This window comes from Marichromatium gracile, from assembly GCF_004343155.1.
Lineage (GTDB): Bacteria > Pseudomonadota > Gammaproteobacteria > Chromatiales > Chromatiaceae > Marichromatium > Marichromatium gracile.
This window is the reverse complement of sequence record NZ_SMDC01000005.1, coordinates 199,440-211,477: the sequence shown is the minus strand read 5'-3', so window position 1 is coordinate 211,477 and position 12,038 is coordinate 199,440. Positions and strand designations below refer to the sequence as shown.

Sequence of the window (12,038 nt, the reverse complement as noted above, 5' to 3'; positions counted from 1 at the left end):
GGCCCGTCGTCTGGCGGGCCCCGCATGCTTTTCCAGGAGTCGATACCATGACGAAATCCGAGCTGATCGACGTTCTGGCCGCCGAGCAGGATCATCTTCCCTACAAAGATGTCGAAGAGGCGGTTCGAAAGATCCTCGAGCGCATGAGCAGCGCGCTCGCCTCCGGTGAACGAATCGAGATTCGTGGCTTCGGAAGCTTTTCGCTCCATTACCGTCCACCCCGTATCGGTCGCAACCCGAAGACCGGGGAATCGGTGGCCCTGGCCGGCAAGCACGTCCCGCACTTCAAGCCAGGCAAGGAACTCCGGGATCGCGTCAACCAGGCATTTCAGCGGGACCGGGCTGCGCAGGCCGACGTCGTCGATGACGACGATGCCAGCGCGCCCTCCCTGCAGGTCGCAGTCTCCAGCTGAGACCGCTCGACGGGCATCGTGATCCTCACGGTGCCCGTTTCTCATCGACCCTCCGGTGTGTCCCGACACCATGCGCGATGATCAACCCTATCTGATCGAGCTGCGCCACTACGCCCCCTGCCAGACACGCCACCACCATCCCCATGCCCAGGTGGTGATCCCGTTGCAGGGCACCATGGATCTCGCCATCGCCAGCCGTGAGACCCGGCTCGCCGTCGGTATGGTCGCGGTGCTCGCGCCCGGCACCCGGCATGATTTCAGCGGCAGCGCACGCAATCGATTCCTGGTGTTCGACCTCGCCGATCCGCTGTTGATCGAACGCTGTCTGGACGATGATGCGGCGCCGGTGCGAACCCTGGGCTCCACGGCTTCGCGTTATCTCGCCCTGCTCGCCGGTGAGCTGGAACAGGGCGGACGGCGCCTCTGCTCGCGCGCGGCGATCACTACGGCGTGCGAATTGCTCGCCGAGCCTGCTGCCGAGGCCATCGACGGCGAGATCAGGCCGCCCTCGCGCTTGCTGCGTGCTGAACGCCTGCTCGCCGGAGAGGGTGCCGATGGGCCGAATGTGGCCGAGATTGCAGCCAGCGTCGGACTCTCGGTCAGTCAGCTCAATCGGCTGTATCGGGCCCGTCATGGACGCTCTCCCAAGCAGGCTCAGATCGCCGAGCGACTCGCACGCGCCACTCGGCTGCTGCGCGAGACCGATCACTCGGTCGCGACCATCGCCCACCTGCTCGGCTATCGCAATCCGTCTTCCTTCTGCAGCCTGTTCAAAGAGCATCTCGGGATGACCCCGAGCGATTACCGACGCGCAGCGGCTGGAGCAGGGTGAGCGATTTCCGAATCCTTTGCGCGGTTTGCCGAACGACACCGCAGGCGCTGCTGCACTAGGCTGTCGCGCTTTATCGTCAACGACCAGGATTCGCGATGTCGATGATCCTTGCCGCCGCGGCGCTCTGGGGCCTCCTCGGCCTGTTCGCCGTGACCCTCAATGCCGCCGGGTTCGACGGTCAGCAGGTCGCCATCCTGAGGATCCTCTGTGCCGCACTGCTGCTCGCCGTCGGCGCGCGCTGGCTGCTGCGTGGCGTCGATCTGCGGGTGTTGGCAGCGCAGTCCCCGCGGTTGGTGGTCCATGGCCTGATCGGGGTGCTCGGCTACAACCTCTGCTACTTCCAGGCGATCGATAAGGTCGGGGTCGGTGTGGCGGTGGTGCTGCTCTATACCGCACCGCTCTGGGCGCTGGTCTTTGCGGTGTTGTTCGATGGCGAGTCGGTGACGGTACGCGGGGTCGCCGCCGCGCTCGGCGCCCTGTGCGGGGTGGTGGTGTTGCTCGGCCAGACCCTGTCGACCGGAACGGGGGCGCTCTCCGGGGTGTTGTTCGGGCTCGCCGCGGGCCTGTGCTATGCGCTCTATCCGGTGCTCGGACGCGGCCTGATTGCACGGCTCGGGCCGGATCCGGTGATGGCCAGTGGATTCATCCTCAGCGCCCTGATCCTGATCCTGTTGCCCGTGACCTGGCAGGCGCTCGGAGGAGTGGCTGTTCACCGGGGGGAGTGGGCGATCTGGGGCGCCTTGCTGGCGATGGGCCTGCTCGGGACCCTGCTCGCCTATGCCCTGTTCACCCGTGGACTGAGACGGGTCAACGCCTCGCGCGCGGCGGTGTTGGCTACCGTCGAGCCGGTGGTGGCGGTGCTCGGTGCCGTGCTCTGTCTCGGCGAGCGGTTCTCGCCGACGCAGTGGGGCGGTGTCGTGCTGATCCTCATCAGTGCGTTATTGGTGGCCATCCCTGGCCGTCATCGGGTCAGCGGATCATCGCCGGCTGATCCTTCTCCAGATAGGCCTCTTCCTCGGGGGTGAGTTCGACCAGGTCGAAGCCGGTGATCATTGGGGTGACATGCTCGCGGAAGGAATGTCCGGTGGTGAGCATGTAGACATGGATGAAGGCGAAGGCGAGGATCGCGAAGGCCGCGCCGGTGTGGATCATCGCCACGGCCTCCAGCCAGCCGGTGGCGTGGGGGATGTCGCGCCACAGGAAGTAGAAGATATAGAGCAGCCCGGTGACCCAGATCAGCGGGAAGAGCACCACCTTGAGCATCAGATAGGCCAGCGCCTGCAGGGGGTTGTGCTTGCGCCAGAAAGCCTTGCGGTAGGGGTGGCGCTCCCCCCTGAAGATGCCGAAGCTGTAGAAGCGCAGCACCTGCCAGAGCCCGTGTCCGGTCGGCAGGAAGTGGCGCCAGGTCTCGGTGGTGAAGAGCCAGAACACGCTGAACATCCAGAGGATCAGCAGGGCGCTCGCGGCATACATGTGGATGGTCACCGCGACCTCGAAGTCGAACAGGTCGTGGAAACCGTGCAGACCGAAGCCGGTGAGCATCAGGATCACGATCAGCGCCATCTGGCTCCAGTGCCAGAAGCGCTCGAAGCGTCCGAAGATCAGAACCTTGCGCATGGCCATCAGTGTTGTTCCCCCTTCGAGAAGAGCCGGATCAGGGCGTGGATGAGGATGCCGAGCAGGGTTGCGCCGACGGCGATGATGCCGATGATGTCGAGCCAGCGGCTGTGGTCGCGGCCGGGCAGATAGACCCCTTCGAGTCCGGCGAGCCGGCCCTCGGCGGCATGGCAGTCGCGACAGGCGAGTGCATCTTCCTTGGGGGCGACCATGTGGGTGATCGGCCACCAGGAGAGGGTCTCGACGAAGCCGAACTCGCCCGAGTAGTCGAGCCCGAAATCGGCCATGCCGCGGGCGATGGCCCGTCCCATGTCGTAATTGCCCCAGTAGGCGGCGTCATCGACGCCCCAGAGATGGGTGTAGACCAGGGTGGCGTTGCCGGCGTCGTAGGGCATCCAGGTGCGCATCCGCTTGAACGGCCAGATGCGTGAATCGGCGTCCTCGCGCGAGCCGTCGAAACCGTTGATCTCGATCGGCTGCTGGCTGTCGTCGAACTTGGTATCGATGGTGGTGTAGTGCATCTGGCCATCGAACCAGGCGTACTCGGGCACGATGTCCTCGTCATAGACGAAATCGCCCTTGATCGACTTGTAGGTGTAGCGATGCTCGCCGTTGCCCTGGGTATAGCCGTGCTCGTGATAGCCCTCGCCGTCGCGCGTCCTGCCGGCGGTGCGCCAGTCCCAATCGGTGATGGTGGCCACGCCGCCGCGGGCGAACTCGGGGATGTGGCAGGTCTGACAGGCCACGCTCGAGACATGGTCGTTGAGCTTGAAGGCGCGGATCGAGTCGATCGGGTGGGGCGAGAGGCCGTGGCAGGACTCGCAGGTGGCGACGTCGCGGCGCTCGCCGGGCTGGCCGGTGCCCTCGGTGTCGCGCGAGACGACCTTGTAGCGGCTGCCCGCCCAGACGTGCTGCTTGGTGATGTGACAGGCGGTGCAGGAGAAGTTGAGTCCCGCAGCGTCCATATGCACATCGAGATCGTGGGGAGGATCGATCAGTGCGGTGGAGAGATCGCCGTGCTTGACGTTGTCGCCGCCACCGCCGTTGAAGTGACAGGTCCCGCAGTTCTCCCGACTCGGTAGCGCGACGTTGCGCGCGATCTCGCCGAGATCGAGCGGGGCCATGTCCTCGAACATCACCGAACAGGCCGAGTGGCCCTCGTTGTTCGGGGTCTTGTAATAGGTACCGGTGCCGTCGTGACAGACCAGACAGTCGATCCTGGTCTCGTCGGTGAAGTCGAAATCCTCGTCCTTCCAGCCGTAGCCGGCGTGACACTGGGCGCACATCCCCTCGTTGCCACGGGCGTTGGTGCAGAAGTTGTTGATCAGGTGACGCTTGCCGAGCTGCTGACCGGTATCCGGGTCGACATAGTCCCAGGTCCAGTGGACGTTGCGCATGAAGTGCTCACCGGTCTCGGTGTGACAGCTCAGACACGCTTCGGTGACCTCGGGGCCGGACTCAAAGGCCTGCTGCAGCACCTCGAACTTGGCATGATCGGCAGTGCCGCCGGTGAGTGGACCGGAGCGTTGGGGGCGTTGCTGACTCGGCGTGTCCTGCGCTGTCGTCTCCTGCGGCGTCGTGTGGGGCGATGCCGACGACGAGCAGGCGACCAGCATCAGGCCCACGGCGACCAGTCGTGTGGTGGTGATGAACATCTCGCACCTCGGATTGGATGGGGAAGGCGTTCGCGGACCTGATCGAGCCGATGAGGATTGCCCGCTTAGGGCTGGTAAATAAACACGAAAGCCGAACCCTGCGCCTTGAGCAAGCGCAAGTCGATCACGCTTTGTTGCCGCTCGCCGGGGACGGCAGCACGCCGGGGGCGAGTCAGGGCAGCATGGCGGGCACGAGCAGATAGCCGATGATGGTCCCGAAGAGGGTTCCGAGCAGGGCGCCCAGCAGGATTCCGTACCACTTCACGCCGTTGCGACTCCTGGGGTTGAGCGGGGTTGGACCGAATGCGCGACATTGTGCGCCGAGCCCGCCGGAGCGGGCAAGGGCGATGGCGATTACAGGGTGCTCGAGAGCCGTATGACCGCGTCGATGGCGCGCTCGAGCGTCTCCTCGGTGGTGTGGAAGTGTGGCGAGAAGCGGATCCCGCCGCCGCGCTGGGCACAGAGCACCTGATGGCGCATCAGTGCCGGGTAGAGATGCTCGCTCGCCACGCCGGGGACCCGGAAGGTGACGATCCCGGCGCGCCGTTCGGGGGGGCGGGGGGTCAAGAGTTCGAGGCCGTGACGATCGATCGCCGCGATCAGCCAATCGGTCCGCTGTCTGATCAGGGTCTCGACCGTTGTCGTGCCGACCTCCTCGAGCAGCGACAGACTCGACTCCAGCGCGTGCGCGGCGAGCAGGTTGGGGCTGCCGCATTCGAAGCGTCTGGCGTCGGGCGCCGGACTCCAGTCGCGCTGTTCGAAGTCCCCCGGGTTGGCGACCATGTGCCAGCCGAACTGGTGCAGCGCGAGGCGCTCGAGTTGGGTCGGGGCGATATGGAGCAGCGCCAGCCCCTCCGGGCCGAGCATCCACTTGTGGCCGTCGGCGACGACGAAATCGGCGCCACTATCAGCGAGCGAGAAGGGCAGCGCGCCGAGTCCCTGGATGGCATCGACACAGAAGAGGATGTCACGCTCGCGACAGAAGGCACCGATCCGTGCCAGGTCGAGCCGCAGGCCGCGGGCGTACTGTACCCAGCTCACCGCGATCAGACGGGTGCGCTCGTCGCACAGGGCGCAGAGATCGCTCTCCGGATCGCTGCTCTGCTCCAGATCGAGCGCCCGCCAATCCACCCCGCGTGGTGCCAGTGACTCCCAGACGATCCGGTTGGAGGGAAACTCCTGAGCGATTCCGACGATATTGTCCCCGGCGCTCCAGGGCAGGCCGTGGGCGATCACCGAGAGCGCCTCGGAGGTGTTCTTGAGCAGTGCGATGCTGCCCGTGTCGGCGCTGCCGACGAGTCGCGCGAGCCGCTCGCGCAGACGTGTCTCGACCTGCAGCCAGTCGAGATAGGCCAGCGAGCCGTGCGCGGCATTGTCCTCGGCGAAGCGGCGCACCACCTCGACGCTGCGTCGCGGCCAGGGGCCGACGGCGGCGTGATTGAGGTGACACAGCTCGGGGGCCAGTGGGAACTCCTCGGCGAGTGGGTGCTGGCGCAGGCTCATCCCTCGTTGGCCTCCGGCGTCGGTGTCGTGGGTTCGGGCGAGAGGCGCTGGACCATGCCCGATTCGGGCAGACGCAACGCCGAGCTACCGAGCGGTTGACGGATGTCCTGCACGGTGGCGGGGGCAGGCTCGTCACGAGCGACGGTCTGTGGCGTGTCCGCCACCGTCGCCGGGGCGTCGTCGGGTGCGGTCGGCTGGTCCGGCTGCTGCTGGGCGGGGGCGAGCGGTGTCGGCGCGGTGGTGTCCGTGACCCTGGGCGTCGTCGTGGTGATCGGTGCCGGTTGCGGCGGCGACGGCTCGGGTGCGCTCTGCGCCCGGGCGGCCTGTTCGCGCCGTGCGCTGGCCGCGCGCTCTGCGGCGAGTTGACGCTGGCGCTTGGCATAGTTGCCGTAGCTGGGGCCTCGCCCGACGATGGTCACCGCCGTGCCCTGGTCGACCTTGGCGAACAGCAAGGGTGCAACCTCGGCGGGCATGCGGATACAGCCGTGCGAGGCGGGTCTGCCCGGACGCGGGATGGGGCCGGCGTGCAGGCCGATGCCGTCATAGGTCAGACGCATGAAATAGGGCATCTTGGCGCCGACGAAGCGGGCGCCGTCGGGCAGTGGGTCGCGCCCGACCTTGACGTTCGACTGGATCAACTTGCCCCCGGAGCCGTAGTAGCGACCGTAGAGGTTGGAGCGCTTGTTCTCGACCTTCTCCATCACCGTGAAGCTGCCGGTCGGTGTGGGGTGACGCGACACCCCGGTGGCCACGGTCGCCCAGCCGACCTCCACGTCGCCGTCATAGAACCTGGCCTTCTGGTCGTCGGTGTCGACGACGATGTGCGAGACCCGTCGTCCCTCGCCACGCCACTCGTAGAGCGAGGGTTCCTTGGGGATCACGGGCGTCGATTGTGGCTGTGGCGGCTGTTGCTCCGCCGGCTCAGGCGGGGCCGGCTGTGGTTCCGGCTTGGCGGCAAGTCGTGGCCATTCGGTGCAACCGCTCAGGGTAGTCAGGGCCAGGGCGCATAACCAGAGGGTCCGGGGGCGTGCCAGGGTGCGAAGGGTGGGCGTGGGATTGCTCATCATGGGATTCCCCGGGTGGTTGTGTCGGTGCTGTTGCGCTTTCTCAATATGGTTAGGATAACGTGGCGAAGTTTCGAGGGCATCCGCCGACCTCGAATAACGGCGCGATCGCGGGGAACATGACAACGGTGTTGGACACTGCTCGCGGAGCAGGGCGAGAATGCCCCGAAATCGATGGACTCGTACCCGCATGGAGGGGATGGACGCGTGAGATTCCTGCACGCCGCCGATATTCATCTCGACAGCCCGTTACAGGGGCTCGAGCGTTATCCCGGCGCACCGCTCGAGGCGCTGCGCGGCGCTACCCGACGCGCCTTCGTCAACCTGGTGGAGCTGGCGCTTGCCGAGTCGGTTGACCTGCTGCTGCTCGCCGGCGATCTCTACGACGGCGATTGGAAGGACTACAACACCGGGCTGTTCTTCATCGCTCAGATACAGCGCCTGCATGCCGCCGGCATTCCGGTCTGTCTGATCGCTGGCAATCACGATGCCGCCAGCCAGATCACCCGGACCCTGCGTCTGCCCGACAACGTCCATGTCTTCGCCACCGAGCGCCCCGAGACCCGGCTCTTCGAGACGCTTGGCGTGGCCGTGCACGGTCAGGGGTTCGCCTCCCGGGCGGTCACCACCGATCTCAGTCGGGCCTATCCACCGCCGGTCTCCGGTCTGTTCAACATCGGTCTGCTGCACACCTCGCTCGACGGGCGTCCCGGTCATGCCCCCTATGCGCCCTGCAGGCTCGAGGCGCTGCGCAGTCACGGCTATGACTACTGGGCCCTGGGACACGTCCATGCTCGCGAGGTCCTCGCCGAATCCCCCTGGATCGTCTTTCCCGGCAATCTGCAGGGGCGCCATATCCGCGAGTGCGGCGCCAAGGGTGCGACCCTGGTGGAGATCGATCGCGCAGGAGGGGTCTGTCTGGAGCATCGTGCGCTGGACGTGGTGCGCTGGCACCTGCTCGCTGTCGAGATCGAGGGCTGTACCGATCTCGATGCCGTCCATGCCCGCATCGGGTGTGCGCTGGAGCGTGTCATCGACCAGGCCGAGGGACGGCTGCTTGCCGTGCGGCTGGCGCTGAGTGGTGCGACTGCGCTCGATGCCTGGCTGCGTGCCGAACACGAACAGCTGGTCAACGATTGTCGCGGGCTCGCCAGCGTCCACGGCGACCGGCTCTGGCTCGAGCAGGTTCGTCTGCAGACCCGTCCGCAGGTGAGGAGGGGCGAGGCCGACGAGACCCTCGGTGGTCTGCTCGCGGCGATCGAGACGCTCGAACTCGACCCCGAGGCGCTGGCGCGTCTGGCCGAGGGCTTCGAACCGCTCGCCGCACGTCTCCCGGCCGGTCTCCGGCGAGGCGAGGACGACCCCACCGACCCGGCGGTGCTGCGCGCCTGTCTCGATGATGTGCGCGCACTGTTACGCGCACGCCTGCTCGAGAGCGATCCGCGATGAGGGTGCTGAGACTGGAGTTGCGCGCATTCGGTCCCTTCACCGATCGGGTGCTGGATCTCAGCGCGGGTGATGCCGGCGTGCACCTGATCCATGGTCCCAACGAGGCGGGCAAGAGTTCGGCGCTGCGTGCGTTGCACGGACTCTTCTACGGTATCCCCGAACGCACCAGTGACGATTTTCTCCATCCTGCGCGCGAGCTGAGGGTCGGTGCGCTGTTGCTCGGCGCCACGGGTGAGCAACTCCACTGTGTCCGCCGCAAGGGACGCAAGCACACCCTGCTCGATGCCGCTGGCGAAGCACTCGACGAACAGCGCTTGCAACGTCTGCTCGGCGGGGTCGATGCGGCGTTGTTCGAGCGGCTGTTCGGGATCGATCACGAGACCCTGGTCAGCGGGGGGCGTACCCTGCTCGAGGAACGGGGGCGCGAGGCCGAGGCATTGTTCGGCTCCGGGCTCGGCCGGGTGGCGGTCCATCGCGTGCTCGAGGGGTTGGACGCCTCGGCCGATGCGCTGTTTCGTCCCCGCGGGCGCAAGCAGCAGATCAACATGGCGCTCGCCGAGCGGGCCGAGCGACAGCGTCGTCAGCGCGACCTCGAACTCGGCGCAGTGGACTGGGAACGGGCGCGTGCCGCTCATGAGACGGCTTGCCGGGCGCTCGCCGAACTCGATGCCGAACGTGACCGGGTATTGCGCGAGCGGGCCCGGCTCGAGCGCATCCGTCGCACCCGCGCCGACTTGGAGGTGCGCCGGGGGTTGCTGGCGCGATTGGACGGGTTGGGCGAGCGGTTGCATCTGCCGGAGGACTTCGGCGCGCGTCGCCAGCAGGCCGAGGCCCAGCGTATCCGCGCCATCGAGTTGGGCGAACTGGTCTCGACGCGGCTCACTGCGCTCGAACAAGAGCTGGCGGGTATCGTCATCGAACCCCGGTTGCTTGCCGCTGGCGCCGAACTGGTCGAGCTGCGTGAACGACTCGGCAGCCATCGCAAGGCCGCGGCGGATCGCCCCATGCTGATCGCCAGACGCGACGCCCTGCACGCCCGGGTCGTCGAACGGGTCGCCCGAGTCGATGCCGGGGCTGCGCAGGCACCGACCGAGGCATTGCGTGACTGGCTCGATGCGCGTCGTCGGATCAACGCCCTGGGGGAGCGGCGCGAGGCGCTGTGGAGCGAGTTGCAACGCGCCCGGCTGGCGCGCGACGAGGCCGCACGGGCGGTGGAGGATTGCGAGCGTCAACTTGCCGCGCGTACACCGCCACGTTCGGTCGCGGCCCTGGAGCTGGCGCTCGAGCAGGCGCGTGGCGCCGGCGCGCTGGACGCCGATCTGGCCGAGCTCGAGGCGCAGGAACGTGCCCTCGGGCAACAGTGCGCGGCCGAACTCTCTCGCTTGAGTGGCTGGAGTCAGGGGCTGGAGTCCTTGCTGTGTGCGCCGCTGCCGGAGTTCGACGCCCTGGAGCACTGGATGCTGCGCGCCGATGCCTTGGCGCTGGAGCGCCAACGTCTGCGCGAGCGGCGGCAAGGCTGCGAACGGGAGATGGTCGAGATCGACACCGAGGCGCGCACCCTCGGGATCGCTGGAGAGGTTCCCAGCGAAACGGCATTGACCGCCGCGCGTGAGACGCGTGAGCGTCACTGGCAAGCACTCAAGGCGCACGATGCATCACTGCGACTGGAGGCCGGGGCGGCGCTGGCGCGACGATTCGAGACGGCGCTGCACGAGGCCGATGTCCTGGCCGACCGGCTCAGGCGCGAGAGTGACCGGGTACAGCGTTATCAGTCGTTGTGCATACGGCGCGAGGCGTGCGAGCGCGAGCGCGCGGCCTGCGATCTGGCCTGGCGTGAGCTGGAGAGCGCCGAGTGCGAGTTCGACGCCGCCTGGCGCGCGCTCTGGCAAGCCTGCTCGATGCAGGAGCCGCGCTCGCCGCGACAGATGCGCGGCTGGCTGGGACAGGCGCGGCGGCTGCGCGAGCAGGGCGAGCGGCTCACCGCGGTGCGCGAGCAACGTCAGCTGCTCGAGCAGCGTCAGATGCACGGTGTCGATGCCTTGCGCAGGGCGTTGCTGGCGCTCGATCGACAGGGGCCGGATGAGGAGGGCATGGATGTCTGGATGAGTGAGGCGGCGTCCGTGCTCGATGCCTTGCAACGACATGCCCGGACGCATGAGACCCTGCTCGCCGAGCTGGAGCGGGCCCGGCAGCGCCGTGAGCGGGCTGGGAGCGCCTGTGAGCAGGCCGAACGTGACTGGTCGGCCTGGGAACGCGACTGGGGTGAGGCGATGGCGCGGGTCGGCCTCGCCGTCCACAGCCTGCCGAGCGAGGCCCAGGAGCATCTCGCCGAACTGGCCGAGGCGTTGCAGGATGCTCGCGAAGCGGCCGGTTTTCAGACCCGCATCGATGATATCGATGCCGATGCCCGGGGCTTTCTCGCGCAGCTGCGCGAGCGGATCGCGCGGATCGCCCCGGATCTCGCCGAGGAGCCAGCGGAGCTGGCGCTCCATACCCTGGATGCTCGGCTCGAGGGGATGCGCGCCCGGCAGGAGCGGCGCGACGAGCTGTTGCGCCAGCGTGACGAGGCGCGGCGTCAACTCGAGGAGGCCGGTAGCGCCTCGAGTAGCGCCGAGACCAGGATCGCCGAACTCTGTCGCCTGGCCGGCTGTGAGGGCCTCGATGCCCTGGCCGGGATCGAGGAACGTGCGCGACTGCAACGCGAGCTCGAGCAGCAGCTGATCGCCGTCGAGGGGAGATTGATGGAGACGGGCGACGGTCTCGCGCTCGAGCAGCTCGAGACCGAGGCCGATGCCGCCGAGATCGCCGGGGAGGCGCTGCTCGAGGCGCTCGCCCGGCTCGAGCGCCATCTCGACGAGACGCTCGATCCCGAGCGCGAACGTCTGCTTGCCGTACGGGTCGAGGCCGAGCATCGTCTGGCGACCATGAATGGCGCCGATGCCGCCGCCACCGAGGCCGAGGAGATCGAGCGCATCGATGCGCAGCTGCGCGATCAGTGCGGTCGCTATCTGCGCTACCGACTGGCGGCGATGGTGCTGCGCGAGACCATCGAGGGCTTTCGGCGCAGCCATCGCGACCCGATCCTGGCGCGCACCGCCGAGGCCTTCGCGCGGCTGACCTGTTGCGCCTTCAGCGGGGTGGAGAGCGATTTCGGCGAGGACGATCAAGCGGTGCTGGTGGGGGTTCGCGCCAACGGTGAACGCGTGCGGGTCGAGGCGATGAGCACCGGGACGCGCGATCAGCTCTATCTCGCACTGCGTCTGGCGGGGCTGGAGCACCATCTGCGCCAGGCCGAGCCCTTGCCCTTCGTGGTCGACGACATCCTGGTGCAATTCGATGACGCCCGTGCCCGCGCCACCCTCGAGACCCTGGCCGTCTTCTCCGCACAGACCCAGGTGATCCTCTTCACCCATCACCGACACCTGCTCGAGCTGGCGCGAGAGGTCGATCCGGAGGGGCGGCGGATCTTCATCCATGCCCTGGACCAAGGCGGTTGAGCAGGGGG

Annotated in this window: 9 protein-coding genes; 5 read left to right on the top strand and 4 right to left on the bottom strand. The window is 67.5% G+C overall.

Features of this window, described 5'->3' with window-relative positions; genetic code table 11:
• The first annotated feature begins 47 nt into the window (after positions 1-47).
• The 3 genes from ihfB to EDC29_RS09770 all read left to right on the top strand — a co-directional run bounded on the left by ihfB (position 48) and on the right by EDC29_RS09770 (position 2,270).
• On the top strand, positions 48-413 hold the full coding sequence (gene ihfB, locus EDC29_RS09780) for an integration host factor subunit beta (RefSeq protein WP_005223924.1): 366 nt from the start codon (positions 48-50) through the stop codon (positions 411-413).
• A 70-nt stretch (positions 414-483) separates the two neighbouring features.
• Entirely contained in the window at positions 484-1,245 is a 762-nt protein-coding gene (locus EDC29_RS09775; RefSeq protein ID WP_132229644.1) for a helix-turn-helix transcriptional regulator, read from the top strand.
• 95 nt (positions 1,246-1,340) lie between these two features.
• Complete coding sequence (locus EDC29_RS09770) at positions 1,341-2,270, top strand: DMT family transporter (protein ID WP_132229642.1); 930 nt, start codon at positions 1,341-1,343, stop codon at positions 2,268-2,270.
• Here the strand turns inward: EDC29_RS09770 and EDC29_RS09765 are convergent.
• The 4 genes from EDC29_RS09765 to EDC29_RS09750 form a co-directional block, all read right to left on the bottom strand.
• Complete coding sequence (locus tag EDC29_RS09765) at positions 2,215-2,868, bottom strand: cytochrome b/b6 domain-containing protein (RefSeq protein ID WP_062276155.1); 654 nt, start codon at positions 2,866-2,868, stop codon at positions 2,215-2,217. The genes EDC29_RS09770 and EDC29_RS09765 overlap by 56 nt on opposite strands.
• Positions 2,868-4,517, bottom strand: a complete 1,650-nt coding sequence (locus EDC29_RS09760; protein WP_123140276.1) for a tetrathionate reductase family octaheme c-type cytochrome — start codon at positions 4,515-4,517, stop codon at positions 2,868-2,870. Before EDC29_RS09760 ends, EDC29_RS09765 begins: the two co-directional genes overlap by 1 nt.
• A gap of 354 nt (positions 4,518-4,871) precedes the next feature.
• Complete coding sequence (locus EDC29_RS09755; RefSeq protein ID WP_132229639.1) at positions 4,872-6,020, bottom strand: aminotransferase class V-fold PLP-dependent enzyme; 1,149 nt, start codon at positions 6,018-6,020, stop codon at positions 4,872-4,874.
• A complete protein-coding gene (locus EDC29_RS09750) occupies positions 6,017-6,901 on the bottom strand; it encodes a L,D-transpeptidase (RefSeq protein WP_165913483.1) in 885 nt (294 codons plus the stop codon). Before EDC29_RS09750 ends, EDC29_RS09755 begins: the two co-directional genes overlap by 4 nt.
• Positions 6,902-7,291: 390 nt before the next feature.
• Here EDC29_RS09750 and EDC29_RS09745 point away from each other — a divergent pair, with 390 nt between their 5' ends.
• Complete coding sequence (locus EDC29_RS09745) at positions 7,292-8,533, top strand: metallophosphoesterase family protein (protein WP_132229637.1); 1,242 nt, start codon at positions 7,292-7,294, stop codon at positions 8,531-8,533.
• Positions 8,530-12,030: an ATP-binding protein gene (locus EDC29_RS09740; RefSeq protein ID WP_132229635.1), complete on the top strand. Its 3,501-nt coding sequence runs from the start codon at positions 8,530-8,532 to the stop codon at positions 12,028-12,030. The genes EDC29_RS09745 and EDC29_RS09740 overlap by 4 nt, the downstream gene beginning before the upstream one ends.
• Positions 12,031-12,038 lie beyond the last annotated feature (8 nt).